The sequence below is a fragment of the Kitasatospora sp. NPDC043949 genome (genome assembly GCF_056435365.1).
The window spans coordinates 5,591-29,002 of the sequence record NZ_JBWKEQ010000045.1 but is presented as its reverse complement, the minus strand read 5'-3'; the positions used below and the strand labels follow the sequence as shown (position 1 = coordinate 29,002).

At 74.4% G+C, this 23,412-nt stretch carries 20 protein-coding genes and 1 tRNA gene; 13 read left to right on the top strand and 8 right to left on the bottom strand.

Features of this window, described 5'->3' with window-relative positions:
* Positions 1-21: 21 nt before the first annotated feature.
* Positions 22-621, bottom strand: a complete 600-nt coding sequence (locus AC07AL_RS29405; protein WP_478318817.1) for a single-stranded DNA-binding protein — start codon at positions 619-621, stop codon at positions 22-24.
* A 643-nt stretch (positions 622-1,264) separates the two neighbouring features.
* Between AC07AL_RS29405 and AC07AL_RS29400 the strand changes: the two genes are divergently transcribed.
* Positions 1,265-1,340 (top strand) — tRNA-Arg (locus AC07AL_RS29400).
* Between the two features lie 354 nt (positions 1,341-1,694).
* Here the strand turns inward: AC07AL_RS29400 and AC07AL_RS29395 are convergent.
* On the bottom strand, positions 1,695-2,312 hold the full coding sequence (locus tag AC07AL_RS29395) for a TetR/AcrR family transcriptional regulator (RefSeq protein ID WP_363376299.1): 618 nt from the start codon (positions 2,310-2,312) through the stop codon (positions 1,695-1,697).
* A gap of 91 nt (positions 2,313-2,403) precedes the next feature.
* Between AC07AL_RS29395 and AC07AL_RS29390 the strand changes: the two genes are divergently transcribed.
* Positions 2,404-2,952, top strand: coding sequence for a GNAT family N-acetyltransferase (locus tag AC07AL_RS29390; RefSeq protein ID WP_363588605.1), 549 nt, complete (start codon positions 2,404-2,406; stop codon positions 2,950-2,952).
* Between the two features lie 103 nt (positions 2,953-3,055).
* Here the strand turns inward: AC07AL_RS29390 and AC07AL_RS29385 are convergent, their stop codons facing one another.
* Complete coding sequence (locus AC07AL_RS29385) at positions 3,056-4,540, bottom strand: MFS transporter (protein WP_400812205.1); 1,485 nt, start codon at positions 4,538-4,540, stop codon at positions 3,056-3,058.
* 151 nt (positions 4,541-4,691) lie between these two features.
* Between AC07AL_RS29385 and AC07AL_RS29380 the strand changes: the two genes are divergently transcribed.
* The 3 genes from AC07AL_RS29380 to AC07AL_RS29370 all read left to right on the top strand — a co-directional run bounded on the left by AC07AL_RS29380 (position 4,692) and on the right by AC07AL_RS29370 (position 7,047).
* The gene (locus AC07AL_RS29380) at positions 4,692-5,381 is read left to right on the top strand and encodes a TetR/AcrR family transcriptional regulator (protein ID WP_400812203.1); all 690 of its coding nucleotides are present in this window, start codon (positions 4,692-4,694) and stop codon (positions 5,379-5,381) included.
* A 35-nt stretch (positions 5,382-5,416) separates the two neighbouring features.
* Positions 5,417-6,226, top strand: coding sequence for an enoyl-CoA hydratase/isomerase family protein (locus tag AC07AL_RS29375; protein WP_400812201.1), 810 nt, complete (start codon positions 5,417-5,419; stop codon positions 6,224-6,226).
* Positions 6,227-6,444: 218 nt separating this feature from the next.
* The gene (locus tag AC07AL_RS29370; protein WP_063349403.1) at positions 6,445-7,047 is read left to right on the top strand and encodes a phosphatase PAP2 family protein; all 603 of its coding nucleotides are present in this window, start codon (positions 6,445-6,447) and stop codon (positions 7,045-7,047) included.
* 69 nt (positions 7,048-7,116) lie between these two features.
* Here the strand turns inward: AC07AL_RS29370 and AC07AL_RS29365 are convergent, their stop codons facing one another.
* Positions 7,117-8,343 (bottom strand): acyl-CoA dehydrogenase family protein, encoded by a 1,227-nt coding sequence (locus tag AC07AL_RS29365; protein WP_363588595.1) that lies wholly within the window; start codon positions 8,341-8,343, stop codon positions 7,117-7,119.
* Positions 8,344-8,470: 127 nt separating this feature from the next.
* Between AC07AL_RS29365 and AC07AL_RS29360 the strand changes: the two genes are divergently transcribed.
* Together AC07AL_RS29360 and AC07AL_RS29355 are read left to right on the top strand one after the other, a co-directional pair.
* Positions 8,471-9,103 carry a TetR/AcrR family transcriptional regulator gene (locus AC07AL_RS29360; protein WP_363588594.1) on the top strand — a complete coding sequence of 211 codons (633 nt, stop codon included), beginning with the start codon at positions 8,471-8,473 and terminating at the stop codon, positions 9,101-9,103.
* Between the two features lie 85 nt (positions 9,104-9,188).
* On the top strand, positions 9,189-10,637 hold the full coding sequence (locus AC07AL_RS29355; protein WP_478318795.1) for a cellulase family glycosylhydrolase: 1,449 nt from the start codon (positions 9,189-9,191) through the stop codon (positions 10,635-10,637).
* A gap of 27 nt (positions 10,638-10,664) precedes the next feature.
* Here AC07AL_RS29355 and AC07AL_RS29350 read toward each other — a convergent pair whose 3' ends face one another.
* A complete protein-coding gene (locus AC07AL_RS29350; protein WP_478318794.1) occupies positions 10,665-12,689 on the bottom strand; it encodes a M3 family metallopeptidase in 2,025 nt (674 codons plus the stop codon).
* A gap of 155 nt (positions 12,690-12,844) precedes the next feature.
* Between AC07AL_RS29350 and AC07AL_RS29345 the strand changes: the two genes are divergently transcribed.
* Positions 12,845-14,572, top strand: coding sequence for a bifunctional 3'-5' exonuclease/DNA polymerase (locus tag AC07AL_RS29345; RefSeq protein ID WP_478318792.1), 1,728 nt, complete (start codon positions 12,845-12,847; stop codon positions 14,570-14,572).
* A gap of 110 nt (positions 14,573-14,682) precedes the next feature.
* On the opposite strand, the gene dhaM is transcribed toward AC07AL_RS29345, so the two are convergent.
* Positions 14,683-15,075, bottom strand: a complete 393-nt coding sequence (gene dhaM / locus AC07AL_RS29340; RefSeq protein ID WP_478318790.1) for a dihydroxyacetone kinase phosphoryl donor subunit DhaM — start codon at positions 15,073-15,075, stop codon at positions 14,683-14,685.
* Positions 15,076-15,232: 157 nt separating this feature from the next.
* Here dhaM and dhaK point away from each other — a divergent pair, with 157 nt between their 5' ends.
* Positions 15,233-16,228: a dihydroxyacetone kinase subunit DhaK gene (dhaK, locus tag AC07AL_RS29335; protein WP_363588584.1), complete on the top strand. Its 996-nt coding sequence runs from the start codon at positions 15,233-15,235 to the stop codon at positions 16,226-16,228.
* Positions 16,229-16,241: 13 nt separating this feature from the next.
* Complete coding sequence (gene dhaL, locus AC07AL_RS29330; RefSeq protein ID WP_363588582.1) at positions 16,242-16,892, top strand: dihydroxyacetone kinase subunit DhaL; 651 nt, start codon at positions 16,242-16,244, stop codon at positions 16,890-16,892.
* Between the two features lie 84 nt (positions 16,893-16,976).
* On the opposite strand, the gene AC07AL_RS29325 is transcribed toward dhaL, so the two are convergent.
* The gene (locus AC07AL_RS29325; protein ID WP_363588580.1) at positions 16,977-18,149 is read right to left on the bottom strand and encodes a PP2C family protein-serine/threonine phosphatase; all 1,173 of its coding nucleotides are present in this window, start codon (positions 18,147-18,149) and stop codon (positions 16,977-16,979) included.
* Between the two features lie 160 nt (positions 18,150-18,309).
* Between AC07AL_RS29325 and AC07AL_RS29320 the strand changes: the two genes are divergently transcribed.
* The 3 genes from AC07AL_RS29320 to AC07AL_RS29310 all read left to right on the top strand — a co-directional run bounded on the left by AC07AL_RS29320 (position 18,310) and on the right by AC07AL_RS29310 (position 22,010).
* On the top strand, positions 18,310-19,248 hold the full coding sequence (locus tag AC07AL_RS29320; RefSeq protein ID WP_363588578.1) for a PrsW family intramembrane metalloprotease: 939 nt from the start codon (positions 18,310-18,312) through the stop codon (positions 19,246-19,248).
* A 38-nt stretch (positions 19,249-19,286) separates the two neighbouring features.
* A complete protein-coding gene (locus AC07AL_RS29315; protein WP_363588576.1) occupies positions 19,287-19,616 on the top strand; it encodes a heavy-metal-associated domain-containing protein in 330 nt (109 codons plus the stop codon).
* A gap of 177 nt (positions 19,617-19,793) precedes the next feature.
* Positions 19,794-22,010 carry a heavy metal translocating P-type ATPase gene (locus tag AC07AL_RS29310; RefSeq protein WP_478318815.1) on the top strand — a complete coding sequence of 739 codons (2,217 nt, stop codon included), beginning with the start codon at positions 19,794-19,796 and terminating at the stop codon, positions 22,008-22,010.
* Between the two features lie 87 nt (positions 22,011-22,097).
* On the opposite strand, the gene AC07AL_RS29305 is transcribed toward AC07AL_RS29310, so the two are convergent.
* Complete coding sequence (locus AC07AL_RS29305) at positions 22,098-22,817, bottom strand: SDR family NAD(P)-dependent oxidoreductase (RefSeq protein ID WP_063349393.1); 720 nt, start codon at positions 22,815-22,817, stop codon at positions 22,098-22,100.
* Positions 22,818-23,412: the final 595 nt, after the last annotated feature.

Genomic DNA, 23,412 nt, shown 5'->3' with positions numbered 1-23,412 from the left:
ACAGTTAAGGTCATCGACCCGTCAGATCAGCGCAGCCTGCTCGCCACCTCCCCGCTCCCCCTCGGCCACCCGCCCCCGCTCCCCCGCCTCCGCCTCCGCCGCCCCACCCGACACCGGCCGCACCGGCGGCGGGGGCTCCGGCGGGCGCGGCGCCGAGGCCACCGCCGAGGCCTTCCGCGCCTCCAGCGCGTCGGCGATCCACCCCGGCACCACCCCTCCGCCAGCCTGCGCCCCGGCCGGCCCGGCGGCGCCCGGCGGCTGCCCGCGCACCCCCGCCGCCCAACGGAACGCCGAGGTACCACGGGTGAGGTCGTGTCCGACCGATCGGGCGTCGATCTCGGCCCCGGTGCGCTTCACCTCGCCGTCGATCCACTCCCGCAGCCGCAGCCGACCACTCACCAGCACCGGATCCCCCTTGGCGAGCGAACCGATCAGGTTGACCGCGAGCCCCCGCCAGGCCGTCACCGTCAGCCACTGCGTCTCGCCGTCCGCCCAGCACTCGCGCTGCCGGTCATACCGGCGCTCGGTGCAGCCGAGCCGGAACTTGGCCATCGGCACCCCGCTGCCCGTTTCGCCGTAGGTCACCTCCGTCGCGACAATGCCGACGATCGTCACCTGCATCTCGTTCACAGCGCACTCTCCGTTCTCGCCGATGCATCGTACGGAATCGACCGGCGCGCGTTGAGAGTGTGCTTCGCGGGAAATCCCCGCCAGGGAGTTCTGAAATCCTGTGGACAACTCGATGCCTCGGAAAACCGACGTCACTCGCAGGGGTGAATTTCGGCCTTTCGGCACCCCTTCGCGCCCATCTCATCGCGGCCATGACAACAAACCGACTGCTCGTCGCCCCCAACCGACACGCCCCGGAACAGCGCCGGCCGACCGTCCGCGCACGTCATCCGACCGGAGGAAGCCGAATACGGCCCCCCACCCGCACCGGTGACGACACATTCTCCGTGCCGAATCCATAACGGGTGGGGCGGCAGCCCCGTAACGACTGCACAACGTCCGGCTCGGAACACTCCCAGACCGCTGCACTCACGGCGTTCACCTGCGATTATCGGACCGCTCCACCGAACCGACACACCAACGGCGGTGTCGTCACACTCGGCCGAGGAACTGGGCACCCTTATCCTGTCCCCGACAGGGCGAGGGCCCACCGACCCCCACCCCCACCCTCACGGTACGGGGCCGGACACGCGCGCCCCCAGCGCTCGTCGCCCGACCCGGCCACGGTCACGCCCGCCCGGGCGCAGCCCGTCCCGCCCCCATAGCTCAGCGGATAGAGCACCCGCCTTCTAAGCGGTAGGTCGCAGGTTCGAATCCTGCTGGGGGCACCACCTCGCCATTCCCGCAGGCCGCCAGGCCGGCGGCCGCATTGCCCGGCCGCCACGGGCTCCCGGAAATCCCGTCCGCACGCCGCCCGATTGCCCGTACCCACCGCACCTAACCCGTGACTATCCGTGTCATGGCCACTGCGATAACCGGCCGATCCGGATGACCGCCACTACGGACCGGATGCGGGAGAAGACCCGAACAACCGAAATTCCGGGCGAATCACGCCCCGGGGACGATCCGCCCCACCGACCCGGCCGGGAACCGCTCGGTCGCGAACCCGGCCGGCCGCCCGGCCCGTGATCGCGAACCCGGCCGGCCGCTCGGCCGGTGGCGGCGAGCCTGCCGGCGGTGGCGAGTCAGCCGGCGGTGGCGAGCCCGGCCAGGTAGGCGTCCAGCAGAGCGGTCTGCCGCTCGGGCGGGAACTCCGCCGGGGCGAACAGCACCTGCACCACCAGGCCGAGCGCGAAGGCCTGCGCGCCGGTCGCGAGCGCGGCGGCGTCGGCCCCGGCCGGGAGCTCCCCGAGCCGCTGAGCGTCCGCGACGTGCACCGCGAGGGCCTCGCGCGAGCGGGCGTAGCGACCCGCGTGCGCGGCCGCGAGCGCGGGGTCCGACAGGGCGACGTCCCAGGAGCCGACCCAGATCCGGTTGCCGGCCACCGCCGCCCCGTCCAGCGGCAGGACGTCGAGCAGCGCGGCCCGCAGCCGGGCCAGTCCGGGGGGCGGCGGCGGGGTGCCGTCGGCGGGGGCGGTGCGCCGGGGCCGGGAGCCGGAGCGCCGGTCGAGCTCGTCCAGCGCGTGGCTCAGCAGGGCCCGTTTGTTGGGGAAGTAGTGCGTCAACAGGCCGGTGGAGGCGCCCAGTTCGGTGGCCACGGCACGCAGGGTCAGCCCTTCGAAGCCGCGACTGGAGAGCACCCGCCACACGCCCTCGGACACTTCCAGGCGGCGGGCGTCATGGTCTCCACGGGCCGGTGTCATGGGGGTCATCGTACATACCAAACGTTTGTTATGTATGGTTCCCAGCACACCGCGCATCCCGTGAACCGTGCATCCCGTGAAAGGCCAGCCCATGTTTGCCGTACCGCTCGCCGAGAACGCCGAACTGCGCCCGCTGGAGCCGTGGCAGGCGACCGAGTTCCTGGCCCACATCGACCGCGCCCGCGCCCACACCGACCCGTGGATCCCCTGGGCCACCCGCTCCACCGACCTCGACTCCGCCCGCGCCACCCTCCAGCGCTACGCCGACCAGCAGGCCGCCGACAGCGGCCGGATCTACGGTATCTGGCGGGACGGCACGCTGGTCGGCGGCGTGATGTTCGTGAGCTTCAACGCCCAGAGCGGCGTCTGCGAGATCGGCGCCTGGACCGAGCCCGCCGGCGAGGGCGGCGGACTGATCACCGCCGGCGTCCGGCGGCTGCTCGACTACGCCTTCACCACCCGCGGCCTGCACCGCGCCGAGTGGTGGTGCTCCGCCGGCAACGCCCGCAGCCGGGCCGTCGCCGAGCGGGTCGGCATGACCCTGGACGGCACCCTGCGCGAGTGGTACCCGCACAACGGGGTCCGCCACGACAAGCAGATCTGGTCGATCCTGGCCCCGGAGTGGACGCCCGGGGCCTGACCGGACGCGGCGGGGTCCGGTGGACACCCCCGTGTCCCACCGGACCCCGCCGCTCCCCGGGCCGTCGCCCCCGGGCCCCAGCCCCTCAGGCCGCTCAGGCCCCTCAGGCCGCCAGCACCGGCGGCTCCGCCGCCGCCACCGTCCTGGGCACCCGCAGCGCGAGCAGCAGGACCAGCACCAGCAGGCCGCCGGCCGACAGGAACACCACGTCGACCGCGTCCGTGAAGCTGCGCAGCGCGTGCTCGCGGGCCGCGCCGCCGAGCGTCCGGACGGCGCCGAGCGGCAGGCCGGGCTCGCCGTCCGCGAAGGCCCGGGCCAGCACGGTGCCGAAGAGCGCCGCGCCGAGCGCACTGCCGAGGGTCTGGAAGAAGCGGATCCCGGTGGTCGCGACGCCGAGCTGGTGCCGGGGGACGGACTCCTGCACCACCGCGACCAGCTGGCCGATCAGCTGGCCCATCCCGAAGCCCAGCAGGACGAGTTCGCCGCAGACCGCCCAGAGCCCGGTGGTCGGGCCGCTGAGGCCGAGCAGGAGCAGGGCGATCGCCGCACAGCCCGCGCCGGCCACCAGGAAGGTGCGCTCCGCATGGCCGCGGGCGGTGAGCCGGCCGGCCAGCAGGCCGACCGCCGTCATCCCGCCCGCCATCGGGATCAGGTAGAGGCTGGCCGAGGTGGGGTCGATGCCGCGGGCGATCTGCAGGTAGAGCATCACGTAGACGATCGAGCCGGTCATGCCCATCCCGACCAGGCCCTGGATCGCGAAGCCGAGGCGCACCACGCTGATCCGGAACAGCGACAGCGGCAGCACCGGCTCGGCGGCGGTGGCCTGGCGCCACACGAAGAGGCCGAGCGCGGCCAGGGTGGCGGCGACGAGCCCGAGGATCACCGGGGAGGTCCAGGCGTAGTCCTTGCCGCCCCACTCGGTGACCAGCAGCAGCCCGGTCGCGAAGGCGGCGGCGAGGGCCGCACCGAGGAAGTCCAGGCTGCGGCGGCCGGCCGCCGGCGGCAGCTTGATCACCAGGGCGGTGCCGACCAGGACGAGCAGGCCGAGCGGCAGGTTGATGTAGAAGATCCAGCGCCAGCTGAGGTGGTCGGTGAACAGCGCCCCGATCAGCGGGCCGACCGCCATGCCGATGCCCGCGACGACCCCGCCCATCGCGCCGCCCTTGCCGCTGCCGCGCTCGGCCGGGTCCTTGAGGTGGGCGATGACCACCATGGTGACGCTCATCAGCCCGCCGCCGCCGATGCCCTGGACGGCCCGGAAGGCGATCAGCTGGCCCATCGACTGCGCGAACCCGCAGAGCGCCGAGCCGACCAGGAAGGTGCCGACCGCGCCGAGCAGCACGCGCTTGGCGCCGTACAGGTCGCAGAGCTTGCCGTAGAGCGGCAGCAGCGCGGTCGCGGCGAGAGCGAACGAGCTGATCAGCCAGGGCAGTCGGTCGATGCCGTGGACGGGGTCGAGCTCCCGGACGATCGGCACGGTGGCCGCGGACACGATGTTCATGTCGAGCACGGCCAGCACGATCGTGACCAGGCAGAGCAGCATGCCCAGGTTGCGCTGGGCCGGTGTCATCAGGGCAGCGGGTGCCATCGGTAAGTCCCCCCAGGGTCGGTGGAGTTCGGGCCGGGCCGGTGCGGCCGGCGGCACGTCCTCACCATGGCAGTTTTTTTATACCTGGTCAATTCTTAAGCTCGGCTCAATCTTTATCCTGGTCGATCTTTGATCCTGGTACAGTCGAACCATGGCGACGCACACCGGCTTCAGCCCCGACGACGACCGCGACCTCGACGCCCTTCCGCTGCGCGAGCGCAAGAAGATCCAGACCGGCATCCGGATCTGGCGCACCGCCATCGGGCTGTTCGCCGAGCGGGACTTCGACCAGGTCTCGGTGGCCGAGATCGCGGCCGCCGCCGAGGTGTCCAAGATGACCGTCTTCAACTACTTCCCCACCAAGGAAGACCTGGTCATGGCCCCCATGGAGCAGCACCTCGACGAGCCGGCCCGGGTGGTCCGCGAACGCGCCCCCGGCACCTCGGCGGTGGCGGCGCTGCGCGAGCAGTACCTCGCCGCGCTGGAGCAGCACGACCCGGCCACCGGGTTGAGCGACGAACCGCTCGTGCTCGACGTGGTCCGGCTGATCCACCGCACACCGGCCCTGGCGATGCGCGCCACCGCCGGCTTCGGCCGGCACGCGCAGGGCCTGCTGACCACCGAACTCCTCGCCCAGGACCCGGCCCACGACGAGCTCACCGCACAGATCGCCGCCGCCCAACTGCTCGCCGCCCGACTGGCCCTGACCACCGAGAACCAGCGCCGGATGCTGGCCGGCGAACGCGCCACGGCCGCCCTGCCCGCCGCCCTCGACCGGGCCGCGCGCGCCTTCGCCCTGGTCGAGGGCGGCCTCGGAGACTACTGCGCCGTCGCCTCCTGAGAGAGTGGGCGCACCACGACCGCCCGGAGGTGCGCATGGACCAGCCGCTGCTCACGCGGGACCGCTCCGCCCTGCCAGCCCACGCCGAGGGCCTGCACGCGTACGTCGGCGAGGACGGCGTCGCCGTCCTGGAGTTCGCCCGACCGCACCGGCGCAACGCGGTGACCCTGGAGATCTGGCAGGCGCTGCCGAAGGTGCTGCTGCGCCTCGCCGAGCAGCCGGGGGTGCGCGCCCTGCTGGTCACCGGCGCCGGCGGCACCTTCAGCGCGGGCGCGGACATCGCCGAACTCGCCGAGGTGTACGGCGATCCGGAGTGCGCGGACGCCTACCACGCGGTCAACGTCGCCGCCGAGGAGGCGCTGGCGGCCTTCCCGCACCCGACCGTCGCCGTGGTGCAGGGCGCCTGCGTGGGCGGCGGCTGCCAGCTGGCCGTCGCGTGCGACCTGCGGTTCGTCGCCGAGGACGCCCGGCTGGGGATCACCCCGGCCAAGCTCGGCGTGGTCTACCCGGCGGTACCGACCGTGCGGCTGGCCCGGCTGGTCGGCCCGGCCCGCGCCAAGTACCTGCTGTTCTCCGGCGAGTTGGTGACGGGCCGCGACGCGCTGCCGCTGGGCCTGGCGGAGCGCGTCCTGCCGGGTGCCGAACTGGACGCCGCGGCACTGGAGTTCGCCCGGCTGCTGACCCGGCGCTCGGCCCAGACCATCGGCGCGGTGAAGGCCGCGCTGGCCGTCCCGGCGGAGCGGGCGGCACAGGCGCTGGCGCCCTGGGAGCGCCGTTCCCGGGAGACCTCGGACGTGTCCGAGGGGCTGGCCGCTTTCCTGGAGGGCCGCCCGGCGCGGTTCTGACCGGGGCCGGGCGCCGGGTCCGGACGTCGACTCCGACCGGGACCGGGCCCCGGGTCCGGGCACCGGCCGCGAGGACGGGCTCGCGTACGATCATCCGATCGGTGCCGGGCCGTCCCGACACCCCCGCCCTGACGCCCCCGTCACGCCGACCCGTCACGCCGATCCCTCGCACCGCCCCTTCACGCCGACCCCTTTGCGCACCCGGAGCACACACCCCGATGACCACCGAGGCCACGACCGCCCCCACCAGCCGGACGATCTGGGCCCGCCGGGTCACCGACGGCGTCGAGCCGAAGAACGTCATCATCGCGATGCTCCCGCTGATGGGCGTCATCCGCTACGGCTGGACGGGCCTCGGCTGGGCGGCCTTCGCGGCCCTGTTCGCGGCCGTCATCCCGACCATGTTCATCCAGCGCGGCATCCGCAAGGGCACCCTGGAGGACCGCCACGTCGGCCATCGGCAGCGCCGGCTGACCGTCATCCCGTTCATCATGGGCTCGGTCGCGACCAGCTTCGCCGTGATGCTCTGGCTGGACGCCCCGGCCGACCTGACCGCGATGGTGCTGGCGATGTTCGCCTCGCTGGTCCCGATCCTGGTGATCACCGTCTGGTGGAAGGTCTCCGTGCACACCGCCGTCGCCGCCGGCGCGGTGGTCTGCCTCGGGATCGCGCTCGGCCCGCTGTGGCTGCTGCTCGCCCCGCTGGTCGCGGCGATCGGCTGGTCCCGGGTGGTGCTGCGGGACCACACCACCGCGCAGACCATCGTCGGCGCGGCGGTGGGCGCGCTCACCGCCGGACTCGCCTTCTGGGCGGCCCGGTAGCCCGACGGGCCGCCGGCCCGACAGCCCGGTAGCCCAGCGGGCTCAGCAGGCTCGACGGACCCAGCGGGCTCAGCGGATCGGCATCCCCGAGATCGCCCGCGCGATCACCAGCCGCTGGATCTCGCTGGTCCCCTCGAAGATCGAGTAGATCGCGCTGTCCCGGTGCATCCGCTCCACCGGGTACTCCCGGGTGAAGCCGTTGCCGCCGAGGATCTGCATCGCCTGCGCGGTGACCCACTTGGCCGTCTCGCCCGCGTACAGCTTGGACATCGAGCCCTCGGCCGCGGTGAACGGCTGGTTGTTGGCCGCCATCCAGGAGGCCCGCCACACCAGCAGGCGGGAGGCGTCGATCCGGGTCTTCATGTCGGCGAGCTGGAAGGCCACGCCCTGGTTGTCGATGATCGGGCGGCCGAACTGCTCGCGGGTCCTCGCGTAGTCCAGCGCCACCTCGTACGCGGCCCGGGCGATGCCGATCGCCTGCGCGCCGACGGCCGGCCGGGAGGCCTCGAAGGTGGCCATCGCCGCGTTGCCCCTGCCCCCCGGGCGCTTGACCCCCTCGCGGGCCCGGGCCAGCCGCTCGTCCAGCTTCTCCTTGCCGCCGAGCAGGCAACTGCCGGGCACCCGGACGTCGTCCAGCACCACCTCGGCGGTGTGCGAGGCGCGGATGCCGTGCTTCTTGAACTTCTGGCCCTGGCTCAGTCCGGGGGTGCCCGGCGGGACGACGAAGGAGGCCTGGCCCTTCGCCCCCAGCTCCGGGTCGACGGTGGCGACGACGACGTGGACGGCGGCGATCCCGCCGTTGGTGGCCCAGGTCTTGGTGCCGTTGAGCACCCACTCGTCCTTGGCCCCGTCGTACACCGCCCGGGTGCGCAGCGCGGAGACGTCGGAGCCGGCGTCGGGCTCGGAGGAGCAGAACGCGGCCACCTTGAGGTCGTCCGGGGTGCCGAACATCTGCGGGGTCCAGGTGCCGATCTGCTCGTCGGTGCCGTTGGCGAGCACCGCGACGGCGGCCAGCGTGGTGCCGACGATGGACAGCCCGATGCCCGCGTCGCCCCAGAACAGCTCCTCCATGGCGATCGGGATGCCGACGCCGGAGGGGTCGAAGTACTGCTGGGCGTAGAAGTCCAGCGAGTAGATGCCCAGCTTGGCGGCCTCCTGGATGATCGGCCAGGGGGTCTCCTCGCGCTCGTCCCACTCGGCCGCGGCGGGGCGGACGACGTCGGCGGCGAAGCCGTGCAGCCAGTCGCGTACGGCGAGCTGGTCCGCGCCCGGGTCCAGCGAGAACGTGCTGCTCATGGTGCTTGCCTCCGAAGAAGGGGTACGGCCGACCAGGGGGGTTACCTCGGGTAACATCGTCGGAGTCTGCTACTGATTGGTAACTGGTGTCAACGCCCGGTCAGACCCCGACCCCGAGGAGCAGCACATGTCCCGAGAGCCCCGCCGCGAGCAGCTGCTCAACGCCGCCGACCGGGTCATCCAGCGGGACGGCCCGACCGCCAGCATGAACGCCATCGCCGCCGAGGCCGGCATCACCAAACCGATCCTCTACCGCCACTTCGGCGACCGGAACGGCCTGATCACAGCCCTCACCGAGCGCCACACCGGCGGCCTGCTGGCCGCCGTCCGGGCCGCCCTCGCCGCACCGCTGGAGCGCCGCGACCGGGTCGAACACGTCCTGGACACCTACCTGGCCGGGATCGAGGCCCGCCCGCAGGTCTACCGGCTGCTCACCCACCCCGAACCGGGCGACCCGAGCGGCGCCGGCACCGCGCTCGCCCCCGCGCTGCGGCAGATCGCCGCAGAGATCACCCGGGCCGTGCAGAGCCAGGTCGACCTCGGCGCGGACCGCGAGCTGCTCGCCGAGGCCTGGGGTCGGGGCATCACCGGCATGGTGCTGGCGGCCGGCGACTGGTGGCTGGAGACCAGACCCTGCTCACGCACCCGCATGGTGCAGGCGCTCGCCGACCTGCTCTGGGGCCGCCTGGCCGCCGCCGCGGACCTGCCCACCCCCGCCACCCCGGCCCCGACCCCGGCCTCGACCCCGGACGCCGACTGAACTCCCCTTCCGTGCAGGGCCCTTGTGCGACACGTGGCACCGCGGGCATCATCGGGCCCCCACCCCCGCGCCGTACGAGGTCCCGATGCGCCTGCGCCGCACCGCCGCCGCCCTGTTGCTCGCCGCCACCACGGCCCTCACCGCGGCCCCCGCCACCCCCGCCGCCGCGCACACCGGCCCGCCCGCGCGGTTCCCCGCCGCGACGGCCACCGGCCCCGACGGCCGCACCGCCTTCACCGACGCCCAGGGCCGCCGCCTCCAACTGCGCGGCTTCAACCTCGACAAGTACGCCGAGACCACCGAGGCCGACCTCAAGTCCCTGGCCGCACAGGGCTTCACCCTGATCCGGGTGGCGGTCTCCTGGAACAGGCTGGAGCCCGTCCGCGGCCGCCTCGACCCGGCCGAACTGCACCGGCTGCGCCAACTCCTCGGCTGGGCCGACCGGTACGGCCTGCTCGCCCTGATCGACCTGCACCAGGACGTCTACGGGCCGGCGTTCGGCGGCGGCGACCGCGGCATCCCGCCCTGGGCCACCCGGGACGACGGCCTGCCGTTCACCCCCGACCCGAACGACTGGTTCGCTGGCTACTTCCAGCCCGCCGTCCAGGCCGCCTTCCGCCACCTCTACGACGACCCCGACCTGCGCGCCTGGCAGGCCGACTTCTACACCCGGCTCGCCCTCGAACTGCGCGGCCACCGCTCGCTGCTGGGCTACGACCTGTTCAACGAGCCGTTCGGCCCGGTGGACGGCGACCCGAGCGACCCGGCCGTGCTCGCCGCCGCCTCCGCCGCCCTCGAACAGGGCCGGCTCGCCGACATGTACCGCCGCCTGATCGCCGCCGTGCGCCGGGTCGACCATCGCGCCTGGCTGTTCGTCGAACCCACCGTCCTGGTCGGCCAGGGCGTGCCCACCCGGCTGCCCGGCTTCGACGACCCGCGCCCCGGCCCGCCCCGGCTCGGCTACGCACCGCACTTCTACGACACCGCGGTCGAGAACGGCGCCGACTGGGACCCGGCCGACGGCTTCGTCGAGCGCTACACCGCCGCCGTCACCGCCTACCCCGCCGCCCACCGCCTGCCCGTCCTGGTCGGCGAATGGGGCCCGCCCGACTCCCGCAGGCCGGGCAACACCCTGCTGGTCCGCCGGCAGGTCGCCGCGATGGACGGCTTCGCCGAGGGCTGGACCATGTGGTACTGGTGCCGCGGCACCGGCGGCTACTGCGCGCTCGACCCGGCCGGGCGCCCCGCCCCCGGCGACGAGCCCGCCTTCGGCCCGTACCCGGCGGCCGTCGCCGGGACGGACGTGCGCACCGACGCCGCCACCGTCCGCTGGAGCGCCGACGGCACCCGGCACGGCAGCGAACTCGTCCTGCCCCCGGCGGCGTTCCCGCACGGCGCCGAGGTCACCGTCACCCCCGCCGCCGCCCGCGTCGACGTCGAGCAGCCGGCCGGCGGGCGGGCCGGCACCGTCCGGATCCGCCTCCCGCACGCCCGCCCGGGCACCCCGGTGACGGTCACGGTCACACCGCGCTGACCGCCACCGGGGCCGCCCGGGAGGCGCCTAGAGCAGGCCCCGCCGCGCCAGCAGCGGACCGGTCTCCGGCGCCCGGCCGACCACCGCGCGGAAGGACTCCAGCGGGTCCCGGCCGTAGCCGCGCGCCAGCAGCTCGCGCCGGAACAGCTCGCCGCTCTCCCGCACCGCGCGCCCGTTGCCCTCGAACCACTGCACGGTGTCGGCGTCCAGCACCTCCGACCAGATGTACGCGTAGTACCCGGCGCTGTAGCCGCTGGCGAAGACGTGCTGGAAGTACGCCGTCCGGTAGCGCGGCGGGATCGCCGGCACCGCGATCCCGGCCTCCGCCAGCGCCCGTGCCTCGAACTCCTCGGCGTCCGCGATCTCCCGGCCCTGCGGCACGGTGTGCCAGGCCCAGTCCAGCAGCGTCGCCGCGAGGTACTCCACCGTCCGGAAGCCCTCCCCGAAGCCCTCGGCCGCCACCATCCGCTCGACCAGATCGGCCGGCAGCGGCTCCCCGGTCACGTGGTGGCGCGCGTAGTTGGCCAGCACCTCCGGCCGGACCATCCACATCTCGTTGACCTGCGAGGGGAACTCGACGAAGTCCCGGGGCACCGAGGTGCCCGCGAACAGCGGGTACCGCACGTCCGAGAACAAGCCGTGCAGCGCGTGCCCGAACTCGTGGAAGAGCGTGCGCACCTCGTCCCAGGCCAGCAGCACCGGCTCGCCCGGCGCCGGGCGGGCGATGTTCAGGTTGTTGAGCACCACCGGCCGCCGACCGGTCAGCCCCGACTGGCTCACCAGCTCGTCCATCCAGGCACCGCCGCGCTTGGACGCCCGGGCGTGGAAGTCGCCGATGAACAGGCCCAGCGAACCGCCGTCCTCCTCGAACACCTCGAAGACCCGCGCGTCCGGGTGGTGGGCCGTCAGGTCCGGCCGCTCGGTGAAGGTCAGCCCGTACGCCAGCCCCGCCGCGAAGAACACGCCGTCCCGGAGCACCCGCTCCAGCTCGAAGTACGGGCGCAGCACCGCCGCGTCCACCTGGTAGGAGCTCTGCCGGACCTTCTCCGAGTAGTACGCCCAGTCGTGCGCGGCGATCTCCTCGATCCCGTCCGCCGCCGCCAGCTTGGCCAGCTCGGCGGCCTCCCGGCGGGCATTGGCCACCGCCGGACCCACCAGCCGGGCCAGCAGCCCGGACACCGCCTCCACCGTGCCCGCGGTCTCGTCCTCCACCACGTACGCGGCGTGGCTCGGGTGCCCCAGCAGCGCGGCCCGCTCGGCGCGCAGCCCGGCCATCCTGATCGCCAGCGGGCCGTTGGCCGCCAGGCCCCGGTCGAGCGAGGCCGCCAGCAGCCGCTCGCGCACCGACCGGTCGGTCAGCCGGGCCAGTTCGGGCTGGCCGGAGGTGCTCTTCAGGGACAGCGCGAACCGGCCCTCGTACCCGAGCACCCGGGCGTTCTCCGCAGCGGCGGCGACCTCGTCCGCGGACAGCCCGTCCAGTTCCTCGGCCGCGTCCACGACCAGCGCGGCGGCCTTGGTGGCGGCGTTGACGTTCTGCTGGAACGTCGTGCCGAGCGCGGCGAGTTCGGCGTTCAGCTCGCGCAGCCGGGCCTGCTCGGCCTCGCCCAGCCGGGCGCCGGAGCGGACGAAACGGGTGTGCCGGGTCTCCAGCAGCCGCAACGACTCCGCGTCCAGACCCAGCTCGGCGCGGCGCCCGTACAGCTCCTCGATCCGCGCGAACAGGGCGCGGTCCAGGTGGATCGCGTCGTGGTGCGCGGCCAGCAGCGGGCTCACCTCGGTCTCCACCTCGTCGACCAGCTCGCTGGTGTCCGAGGCCGACTGGTTGCGGAACACCGCGTCCACCCGGCGCAGCAGCTCCCCGGAACGCTCCAGGGCGACCAGGGTGTTGTCCGGCGTCGGCGGCCGCGGATCCGCGGTGATCGCCGCGATCTCGGCCAGCTGCTCCGCCATCCCGCGCTCGTACGCGGGCAGGAAGTGCTCCGGCCGGATCTCGGCGAAGGGCGGCAGTTCGTAGACCAGGGGGCTGGGCTTGAAGAACGGGTTCTCGGTCATTTCGCCGACCCTACGCGGTGTCACCCACCCTGCCTATGCGCCCCCGCCCCCGTTGTCGTACCCACCCGTTAACGTCGAGCCCGGACACCCGAACGACCGCACACCCGTGCCCGTACCCGCACGCCAGAACAGCGCGCCGGAGAGGAGACGCCCCCGTGGCACCCAGGACGGCCCTCGCCCCCGACCCGCACGGCCCCGGCGGCCGGCTCCAGCCGCTCGACGACGCCGGCACCCCGCTCGGCCCGCCCGAGAAGGTCCCCGACCTCGCCGCCGCCGTCGCCGCCCGGGAGGCCGCCGGAAGCGATGTGCCGGGGCCCCGCTGGGTGTGGGCCGCCACCGACAGCGCCTACGCGCCGCTGCTGCCCCGGCTGCCCGACCGGCTCGCCCGCTGCCACGACCTGCGCCTGGTCGAGGCCCTGCTGCTGGCGCACGAGGGCCGGTTCGGCGCGCCGCGCTCGCTCGGCGCCGCCTGGTCCCGGCTGCGCGGCCTGCCCGTCCCGGACGACCTGCCCGAGCCCGGCTCCGCCGAGGCCGACGACGGGCAGGACACCCTGTTCGCGCCCGACCGGCTGCAACTGCCGCCCGGCGCGGACCCGCTGACCGCCGTCGTCGCCGTCCACGCCGAGCAGCAGCGCCGGATCGCCGCGATCGCCGACCCGGCCGCCCGGCACCGGTTCCGGCTGCTGGTCGCCGCCGAGTCCGCCGGCGCGCTGGTCGCCGCCGAGATGGCGCACGACGGGCTGCCCTGGCGCGCCGACGTCCACGACCAGCTGCTCACCGAACTCCTCGGCCCCCGCCCGACCGTCCCCGGCGCCCAGCCGAGACTGCTCGCCGACCTCGCCGCCGAACTCCAACAGGCCCTCGGCGGGCGCCCCTTCAACCCCGACTCGCACACCCAGGTGCTGCGCGCCTTCGCCGAGAACGGCATCCAGCTCGGCTCCACCCGCTCCTGGGAGCTCAAGGGCGTCACCCACCCGGCCGCCGCGCTGCTGATCCGCTACAAGGAGCTGTCCCGCATCCACGCCGCGCACGGCTGGGCCTGGCAGGACGCCTGGGCCCGCGGCGGCCGGTTCCGGCCCGAGTACGTGGTCGGCGGCGTGGTCTCCGGGCGCTGGGCCAGCCGCGGCGGCGGCGCGCTGCAGATCCCGCGCATCCTGCGCCGCGCCGTCGTCGCCGACCCGGGCTGGCTGCTGGTCGTCGCCGACGCCGCCCAACTGGAGCCCCGGGTGCTCGCCGCCCTCTCCCAGGACGCCGGGCTGGCCCGCACCGCCGCCGGCGGCGACCTGTACGAGGCGCTGGCCGCCAACGCCTTCCAGGGCGACCGCGACAAGGCCAAGCTCGGCCTGCTCGGCGCCATGTACGGGCAGACCAGCGGCGACATCGGCCCGCTGCTGAACACCCTGCGCCACCGCTACCCCGCCGCGATGGGCTACGTCGAGGCCGCCGCCCGCACCGGCGAGGACGGCGGGGTGGTCGCCTCCCGGCTGGGCCGGGTCTGCCCGCCCGCCTCCGCCGAGTTCCTCGACCTCACCGAGTCCCCCGACACGGCCGGCGAGGCCGGCGGCCGGCAGGCCCGCGCCCGCGGCCGCTTCACCCGCAACTTCGTCATCCAGGCCAGCGCCGCCGACTGGGCGCTCGCCCTGCTCGCCGCCCTGCGCCGCCGGCTGGGCGAGCTTCCGGTGGCCGGCCCGGCGGAGCGCCCGCACCTGGTGTTCTTCCAGCACGACGAGGTGATCGTGCACACCCCGGCCAACCTCGCCGACGAGGTGGCCGCCGCGGTCGCCGAGGCGGCCGACGAGGCCCGCCGCCTGGTGTTCGGCGACACCCCGGTCCGCTTCCCGCTCACCACGGCGGTGGTGGACTGCTACGCCGACGCCAAGTAGCCGCCCCGGCGTCACGGCCGCGGCATCACCGCTGTGGCCTTCACGACCGCGGCCTCACCACAACGGCTTCACCATGACGGCCACACCACGACGGCCTCACAGCTGCGGCCTCACAGCTTCCGGAACGAGCGGGCCTCCTCGGCCGCCGCGACCACCTCCGCCAGCGCCGCCCCGGTCGAGGCGGTGACGGCGGCCGCCACCGCGCCCTCCACGAACGGCGCATCCACCAGCCGCACGCCCGGGCGCGGCTCGTCCTCCAGCACCGTGACGGCGGTGAGCACCGAGCTGCCGAGGTCCGGCAGCACGACCACGCCCGCCCCGCCGTCCGCCTCGGCGACGGCCCGCGCGATCAGGTCGTAGCTGGTGCCGAGCCCGCCGTCCTCCGTCCCCGCCGCGCACACCACCTGCACGCCGCCCGAGGCGAGTTCGGCGAGCAGCTCGCGCAGCCCGGCGGCCAGTCGGGCGCTGTGCGAGACCAGGACGATTCCCACGTGTTCGCTCATGCGACCGACCCTACGACCGACCCCGCGGCCGACGCCGCTACTCCGGGAGAGTGACTCGAATCCCGCGTGTCGCACCCCGTGCCCGCCGCCCCCGTCTGGCGTAGCGTCGGGGCAGCAGCGTCCACGGCCGACGACCCGCACAAGGGAGCGAAGAGCGTTGAAGAAGCTGATCAACACCCCGGAGAGCGTCCTGGAGGACGCGTTGGCCGGAGTGGCCGCCGCCCACCCCGAGCTGACGGTGGACATCCCCAACCGGGTGATCACCCGGGCCACCCGCCCGGCCGGGCCCAAGGTCGCGGTGATCTCCGGCGGCGGCTCCGGCCACGAGCCGCTGCACGGCGGCTTCGTCGGCCCCGGCATGCTGGACGCCGCCTGTCCCGGCGAGGTCTTCACCTCCCCGGTACCGGACCAGATGCTGGCCGCCGCCAAGGCCGTGGAGAGCGGCGCCGGCGTCGTCTTCATCGTGAAGAACTACACCGGCGACGTGATGAACTTCGAGCTCGCCGCCGAACTCGCCGCCGAGGAGGGCCTCGCGGTCCGCACCGTCCTGATCGATGACGACGTCGCGGTCGAGGACTCCACCTGGACGGCCGGCCGCCGCGGCACCGGGGCGACCGTCCTGGTCGAGAAGGCCACCGGAGCGCTGGCCGAACGCGGCGCCCCGCTCGACGAGGTGGCCGCCCTGGGCGAGCGGGTCAACGCCGCCTCCCGCTCCTTCGCCATCGCACTCACCGCGGCCACCACCCCGGCCGCCGGCAAGCCCGGCTTCGACCTGCCCGAGGACGAGATCGAGGTCGGCGTCGGCATCCACGGCGAGCCCGGCCGCCGCCGCGAGAAGCTGCGCCCGGCCCGCGCGCTGGCCGCCGAGGTGGTCGACACCGTCCTCGCCGACCACCACCTGGCCCCGGGTGACGAGGTGATCGCCCTGCTCAACGGCCTCGGCGCGACCCCCCTGCTGGAGCTGTACATCGCCTACGGCGAGGTCGCCGCCCGGCTCGCCGAGCGCGGCATCACGGTGGCCCGCAGCCTGGTCGGCAACTACGTCACCAGCCTGGACATGGCGGGCTTCTCGCTCACCCTCACCAAGGTCGACCCGCAGCTGCTGGAGCTGTGGGACGCGCCCGTCGACACCCCCGCCCTCAAGCGGGCCTGAGCCGGGAGACGTCATGGAATTCGACACCCCCCTCGCCGAGGCCTGGGTCCGCGCGATCGCCGCGGCCGTCGAGAAGGAGCAGGACCGGCTCACCGAGCTGGACTCGGCGATCGGCGACGGCGACCACGGCAGCAACCTCCGGCGCGGCTTCTCCGCCGCCCTGGCAGCCCTCGACGGCCTCCAGCCGGCCGGCCCGGGCGCCGTGCTCACCAAGGTGGGCAGCACGCTGATCTCCAAGGTCGGCGGCGCCTCCGGCCCGCTCTACGGCAAGGCCTTCCGCGCCATCGGCGCCGCCCTGCCCGATCCCGCCCCGCCCGGCTCCGCCGACCCCGTCGGCCCGGCCGCCGTCGCCGAGGCACTGGCGGCCGGCCTGGACGCCGTCCGCGCCCTCGGCAAGGCCGTGCCCGGGGACAAGACCATCGTCGACGCCTACACCCCGGCAGTCGCCGCCTTCCGTGCCGCGGCCGGCGCCGGGGCCGCCCTCCCCGAGGCGGCGTCGGCGGCCGCCGACGCCGCCGACCAGGGCGCCCGCGACACCGTCCCCCTCCAGGCCCGCAAGGGCCGCGCCTCCTACCTCGGCGAGCGCAGCATCGGCCACCAGGACCCGGGCGCCACCTCCACCGCCCTGCTCTTCCGCGCCCTCGCCGACGTCACCGCATCCTGAGAGACCCTCTCTCCTCGCGCGGGCGCCCGCGCGAGGAGAGAGGGTCTCTGGCCCTCAGCCGTCCGGCCCTCAGCCGCCTGGCCGTCAGCCGTCCGTCCTGGTGATCAGCAGCAGCAGGGCGTCGTCCCGCAGTTCCCCGCCCGTGTGCGCGAGCAGGTCCGCGTACACCCGCCCCACCGCCGCCTCCAGATCCCCTTCCGACCGTGTGGCGCCCCGCACCAGCGGCCCGACCCGCTCCGCCAGCGGGTAGAACTCCCCGCTCTTGCGGTGCCGCGCCTCGACCACCCCGTCCGTGCAGAGCACCAGGACGTCCTCCGCCCCGAACGGCTGGTCCCAGCTGGCCGGTTCGCCGGTCGCCAGCCGTCCGAGACCGAGCGGCACCCAGGGGTCGGGGGCGTCCAGCACGTGCGCCCGCCCGTCGCCGTCGACCCGGATCGGCGGAACGTGCCCGTACTGCAGCAGTTCCATCACCCCGGGCGTGCGGAACTCCGCGAACAGCGCGGTGGTGAACTCCCCGTCCGGGACGTGCCGCTCGACGCTGGCCTCGATCCGCGCCGCGACGCCCCGCAGCCCGGCCTCGTCGTACGCGGCCTCCCGGAACGCGCCCAGCACCACGGCCGCGGTCTGCACGGCGGAGAGCCCCTTGCCCCGGACGTCCCCGACCGCGACCCGGGTGCCGTGCGGTGTCTCCAGCACCGAGTACAGGTCCCCGCCGATCCGTGAGGCGTCGGCCGCCGACACGTACCGGACGGCCAGCCGCAGCGGCCCGACGGCCGGCCCGGGCAGCCGCAGCAGGGCCCGCTGGGCGGCCTCGGCGACGGAGCTGACGGCCGCGAAGGCCGCCGCGCGCCGCATCCGGATCTTGGCGACCCAGGCGGAGAAGACCGTCAGCACGGCGTAGCTGACCATCGCACCGTAAAGGAAGCGTGCGTCGTTGATGTTGTCGACCTGGTCGTAGTGGCTGAGCCCGAAGACCGCGAGCAGACCGAGCGCGCAGACGGCGAGCAGTTCGCCCGGTCTGAGGGTGAGCGCGGCGGCGGCCGGGACGACGGTCATCAGCGGTGCCAGGTAGCGGTCCTTGCCGGAGAGGAGGTCAGCGAGTGCGACCAGGAGCACGGCGAGCAGCGCCGGGCTGGCGCGCCGCCAGAACGGCACGTCCTGGAGGTCGGCGGCCAGCAGGGCGCCGCGCCGCCGGTCCGGCGGCAGCCCGGCGGCGCTGGGGGCCGAGGGGGACTGGGCACGGCGGGTCGGGAACACATACCGAACATAAGGGACGTTCGCGGCGCCCACCCGCCCGCCTACCGCGTTTCCGTCCACCGCGTCCGCCGACCCGCCGCACGAGCGCCCCGATCGCCCCCAAATGCCCCATTTGTCATACAGTTCGACCAAAGCGGCTACCCCGAGGAGGCCCCGTCCGGTGTCCGGCTACCGCAACACCCCCCGCATCTCCGACGCCCCGGCCCGCACGACGGCCACGTCCGACCACTGGCTGAAGGTCTTCGCCGTCGGCCTGCTGCTCTGGGGCGCCACCGTCGTCGTCACGTTCCTCACCGGGAACAGCAACCTCGTCCCGACGATCGTGCTGCTCGGCAGCTTCCTGGTCCCGGCCACCCTGGTGATCTGGGCCTACGAGCGCTACGCCGGCGACCTCGGCCCGGACCGGCTCTTCGCCTGCTTCGGCATCGGCGGCATCATCGGCGTCCTGGGCGCCTCGGTGCTGGAGAGCTACCTGGTCTCGCCCTCGGCCTGGATGTACGTCACCGTCGGCCTGATCGAGGAGGCGGCCAAGCTGGCCGCCCTGGTCATGGTGAGCCGCCGACTGCGGGTCAGCGGGCTGCGGCACGGGCTGGTGCTCGGCGCCACCGTCGGCGCGGGGTTCGCCGCGTTCGAGAGCGCCGGGTACGCGTTCAACGCCGTGCTGAGCATCCAGGGACTCTCGCTCGAGGACCTGGTCGAGACGGAGATCCTGCGCGGGGTGCTCGCGCCGGTCGGCCACATCCTGTGGACGGCGATCATCGGCGGGGTGCTGTTCAGCGAGCGCCGCGGCGGGCGGTTCCGCTTCACCACCCCGGTCGTCGTCACCTACCTGGGCGTATCGGTGCTGCACGCGCTCTGGGACAGCACGAGCGGCATCGCCGTCTGGCTGGTCGCCAAGACCACCGCGAGCTCCTGGCAGCGCGCGCTGTTCGAGCTCGGCCACATGCCCGATCCCACCAGCGAGCAGGTGCACCTGTACACCCTCTACGACACGGCCGGACTGCTCGTGGTCTCCTTGGGCGGGCTGCTCTGGCTGCGGCTGCTGATCCGGCGCGAGCGCGCGCCGATCCCGGCTCAGCTCCCGGCCTCCCCGGCCTGAGGCGGTCCGGCGCATACGCTCGACCGGCGCACGCGTCCGTGACGCGCGCCACTTCACCCGCCCCTCCCGGAAATACCCCTGAGGGGTATGGTGTTGTCAGAGTAGAGCCCGGGCCGACGCCCGGGGCGCCACACCTCCCGGAGGCCCGGATGTCCAGCACCACCACCTACACCGTGACCGGCATGAGCTGCGGCCACTGCGAGAAGGCGATCAGCGAGGAACTCTCCGCCCTCACCGGCGTCACCGAGGTCGCCGCCGACTCCAAGGCCGGCACCGTGACGGTCTCCTCCCTCGCCCCGCTGGACGACGACCAGGTCCGCAGCGCCGTCGACGAGGCCGGCTACGAACTGGTCGGCCGCAGCGCCTAGGCCTCCCTGCACACCCGGTACGGCGGGGCCCGGGCAGCGGACCCCGCCGTACACCCCCACCGAGGAGCTGCCGAGGAGCCGATCCGCATGAGCGAGCGAAGCGAACTGGTCACCACCGCCCCCGGCGTCCAGGGCACCCCCGGGGTCCGGGACCGGGTCGAGCTGTCGATCGGCGGTATGACCTGCGCCTCCTGCGCGACCCGGATCGAGAAGAAGCTCAACCGGATGGACGGCGTCGAAGCCACCGTCAACCTCGCCACCGAGAAGGCCCGGGTCGACTACGGCCCCGGGGTGACGGTCGAGGACCTGATCGCCACCGTCGAGCGCACCGGCTACACCGCCGAGCTCCCGCCGCCCCCGGCCCCCGCCCTCCCGACCGGCGCCGACGCCGACGTCAGTAGCGGTGCCGGTACCGACACCGCCGACCCGCTGTACGACCGACTGCTGATCAGCGCCGTCCTCAGCGTCCCGGTGGTCATGCTGTCGATGATCCCGGCCCTCCAGTTCGCCAACTGGCAGTGGCTCGCCTTCGCCCTCACCGGCCCGGTCGTGGTCTACGGCGGCCTGCCGTTCCACCGCGCCGCCTGGACCAACCTCAAGCACGGCGCCGCGACCATGGACACCCTGGTCTCGCTCGGCACCCTGGCCGCCTTCGGCTGGTCCTTCTGGGCACTGTTCTGGGGCCACGCGGGCCTGCCCGGCATGCACCACGACTTCTCACTGGCGATCGGCGACACCGACGCCTCGTCCACCCTCTACCTGGAGACGGCCGCCGCCGTCACCGTGCTGATCCTGCTCGGCCGCCACCTGGAGGCCCGCTCCAAGCGCCGGGCCGGGGCCGCCCTGCGCGCCCTGCTCGACCTCGGCGCCAAGGACGTCACCGTGCTGCGCGGCGGGGCCGAGGTCCGGATCCCGGTCGGCGGCCTGGCCGTGGGCGACCGGTTCGTGGTCCGGCCGGGCGAGAAGATCGCCACCGACGGCACGGTGGTCGAGGGCGGATCGGCGGTGGACGCCTCGATGCTCACCGGCGAATCCGTACCGGTCGAGGTCTCCGTCAGCGACCAGGTCACCGGCGCCACCGTCAACGCCGGCGGCCGGCTGGTCGTCGAGGCCACCCGGATCGGCGCGGACACCCAGCTGTCCCGGATGGCCCGACTGGTCGAAGAGGCCCAGAACGGCAAGGCCGCCGCCCAGCGCCTCGCCGACCGGATCTCCGCCGTCTTCGTCCCGGTCGTCATCCTGCTCGCGCTCGCCACCCTGGTCGGCTGGCTCCTGGCCGCCGACAGCCCCACCGAGGCGTTCACCGCCGCCGTGGCCGTGCTGATCATCGCCTGCCCGTGCGCCCTGGGCCTGGCCACCCCGACCGCGCTGCTGGTCGGCACCGGCCGCGGCGCCCAGCTGGGCATCCTGATCAAGGGCCCCGAAGTACTGGAGTCCACCCGCAAGGTCGACACCGTCGTCCTGGACAAGACCGGCACCGTCACCACCGGCCGGATGACCCTGCTCGCCGTGCACACCGCCGAGGGCGTCGGCGAGACCGAGGCGCTGCGCCTGGCCGGCGCCCTGGAGCACGCCTCCGAGCACCCGATCGCCGCCGCGATCGCCACCGCCGCCGCGGAGCGGACCGGCGCGCTGCCGCCGGTCGAGGACTTCCGCAACCTCCCCGGAAGGGGCGTGCAGGGCGTCGTCGAGGGCCGGGCGGTGGTGGCCGGGCGCGAGGCCCTGCTCGCCGACCGGGCCCAGCACCTGCCGCCCGTCCTGGCCCGAGCCAAGGCCGCGGCCGAGGCGGCCGGGCGGACCGCGATCGCGGTGGGCTGGGACGGCGAGGCCCGGGCCGTCCTGGAGGTCGCGGACGAGGTCAAGCCGACCAGCGCCGAGGCGATCGCCCGGCTGCGCGCGCTGGGCCTGCGTCCGGTGCTGCTGACCGGCGACAACCGGGCGGTCGCCGAGGCCGTCGCGGCCGAGGTCGGCATCGCCCCGGCGGACGTGGTCGCCGAGGTGCTGCCCGAGGACAAGGTCGCCACCGTCAAGCGGCTCCAGGCCGAGGGCAGGGTCGTGGCGATGGTCGGCGACGGCGTCAACGACGCGGCCGCCCTCGCCCAGGCCGACCTGGGCCTGGCGATGGGCACCGGCACCGACGCCGCGATCGAGGCCGGCGACCTCACCCTGGTCCGCGGCGACCTGCGCTCGGCGGCCGACGCCATCCGGCTCTCCCGCCGCACGCTCGGCACCATCAAGGGCAACCTGTGCTGGGCCTTCGGCTACAACGTGGCAGCGATCCCGCTGGCCGCCGCCGGGCTGCTCAACCCGATGATCGCGGGGGCCGCGATGGCCTTCTCCTCGGTCTTCGTGGTCACCAACAGCCTGCGCCTGCGCCGCTTCCAGCCCGCCTGACCCGCCCACGCGACGCGGAAGGGCCCGGACCGCCCGGTCCGGACCCTTCCCAGCGCCAACGCGCCAACGCGCCAACGCGCCAACGCGTCAGCGCCCGAGCAGCTCGCCGCCGTTGCAGTGCAGGATCTCGCCGGTGATGAACCCGGCCTCGGGCGAGGCCAGGAAGTAGACCGCGGCCGCGACCTCACCGGTCTCCCCGATCCGGCCCAGCAGGGTGCGGGCCGCCCGGCGGGAGACCTCGGCCTCGTCCAGCCGGGGGCCGAAGAACTCGGTGCCGGCCACCGTCCCGGGCGCGACGATGTTGGCGGTGATCCCGGAGGTACCCAACTGGGCGGCCAGGAAGTGGTTCCAGGCGTGCAGCGAGGCCTTCGCCGCGCCGAACGAGCCGGCCCCGCGCAGGGCGGCGATCGAGCTGATGGTGACCACCCGGCCGGCTCCGGGGGTGAGCCGGTCCCGGATCGACTCGGTGAGCAGCACCACGGTCAGCACGTTGCGCTCGAAGTCACCGCGCCAGCGGGCCAGCAGGGCGTGCGGCCCGGCGCCGATCACGGTCTCCCGGCTGCCGGCGTTGTTGACCAGGACGTCGATCCGCTCGGGCAGTTCGGCGAGCGCGGCCTCGACGGCATCGGGGTCGGCGAGATCGCACACCAGCGGGGTGACGTTCGGCCCGAGGTCCGCCGCGGCCTTCTCCAGGACCGCGCGGCGGCGGCCCACGATCACGACCCGTTCGCCCGCCTCGGCGAACCGCCGCGCGACTTCGTACCCGATTCCCGTGCCACCGCCGGTGACAACGACGTTCCTGGCCATCTGCGCACTCCCTCCCCAGCTCCGCCGCCACGCTGCGAGGGTGCGGGACGGTCCGTACCGGAATGCCACGATTCCTATCACGCTCGGTTGCCGTGACTGCGGGGAGGGTGACGTCGCGCGCGCGGGAACGTGTGATATGGGCTCGGCACGACGTGCACACGGAGCGTGGCGAGAGGCAGCTCACACCCCCCGGGCGTAACTTCTCGCACCCTGATACGTCTTAGGTTGGTAGTGCGGCAGTTTTCCGATGGGCGGAGACGCGACGAACGGCAATGCGTCCCCGCGCTTCCACCGACTGCCGCCGACGGGGCTCCGGCGGGCCCCGGGACGGTCGTCGACCTTGACGGCCTTCGCGCACGACGCCGGGGTTGCGGCGGGTCAGGGACGCTTTGAGCGGCCGTCCCCGGCTTCGGCCCGGCCCCGGAGTCGTGCGCCGTACGGTTCCGTCCCCGCGCGGGCGCCCACCCGGGCCCACCGCACGGGGACGCGGGAGGGGGGGGGGGGGGGGGGGGGGGGGGGGGGGCTCTGGGGGGGGGGGGGGGGGGGGGGGGGGCGGGCGGTTTTTTTTTTCTCGGATCTTGTGGAAAGGGGGGGC

What these genes read in the sequence shown, in the direction of transcription:
- AC07AL_RS29405 (WP_478318817.1), bottom strand. Translation starts at nt 621, where the DNA reads ATGCAGGTGACGATCGTCGGCATTGTCGCGACGGAGGTGACCTACGGC.
- AC07AL_RS29395 (WP_363376299.1), bottom strand. Translation starts at nt 2,312, where the DNA reads ATGACACCGGCCCGTGGAGACCATGACGCCCGCCGCCTGGAAGTGTCC.
- AC07AL_RS29390 (WP_363588605.1), top strand. Translation starts at nt 2,404, where the DNA reads ATGTTTGCCGTACCGCTCGCCGAGAACGCCGAACTGCGCCCGCTGGAG.
- AC07AL_RS29385 (WP_400812205.1), bottom strand. Translation starts at nt 4,540, where the DNA reads ATGGCACCCGCTGCCCTGATGACACCGGCCCAGCGCAACCTGGGCATG.
- AC07AL_RS29380 (WP_400812203.1), top strand. Translation starts at nt 4,692, where the DNA reads ATGGCGACGCACACCGGCTTCAGCCCCGACGACGACCGCGACCTCGAC.
- AC07AL_RS29375 (WP_400812201.1), top strand. Translation starts at nt 5,417, where the DNA reads ATGGACCAGCCGCTGCTCACGCGGGACCGCTCCGCCCTGCCAGCCCAC.
- AC07AL_RS29370 (WP_063349403.1), top strand. Translation starts at nt 6,445, where the DNA reads ATGACCACCGAGGCCACGACCGCCCCCACCAGCCGGACGATCTGGGCC.
- AC07AL_RS29365 (WP_363588595.1), bottom strand. Translation starts at nt 8,343, where the DNA reads ATGAGCAGCACGTTCTCGCTGGACCCGGGCGCGGACCAGCTCGCCGTA.
- AC07AL_RS29360 (WP_363588594.1), top strand. Translation starts at nt 8,471, where the DNA reads ATGTCCCGAGAGCCCCGCCGCGAGCAGCTGCTCAACGCCGCCGACCGG.
- AC07AL_RS29355 (WP_478318795.1), top strand. Translation starts at nt 9,189, where the DNA reads ATGCGCCTGCGCCGCACCGCCGCCGCCCTGTTGCTCGCCGCCACCACG.
- AC07AL_RS29350 (WP_478318794.1), bottom strand. Translation starts at nt 12,689, where the DNA reads ATGACCGAGAACCCGTTCTTCAAGCCCAGCCCCCTGGTCTACGAACTG.
- dhaM (WP_478318790.1), bottom strand. Translation starts at nt 15,075, where the DNA reads ATGAGCGAACACGTGGGAATCGTCCTGGTCTCGCACAGCGCCCGACTG.
- dhaL (WP_363588582.1), top strand. Translation starts at nt 16,242, where the DNA reads ATGGAATTCGACACCCCCCTCGCCGAGGCCTGGGTCCGCGCGATCGCC.
- AC07AL_RS29310 (WP_478318815.1), top strand. Translation starts at nt 19,794, where the DNA reads ATGACCTGCGCCTCCTGCGCGACCCGGATCGAGAAGAAGCTCAACCGG.
- AC07AL_RS29305 (WP_063349393.1), bottom strand. Translation starts at nt 22,817, where the DNA reads ATGGCCAGGAACGTCGTTGTCACCGGCGGTGGCACGGGAATCGGGTAC.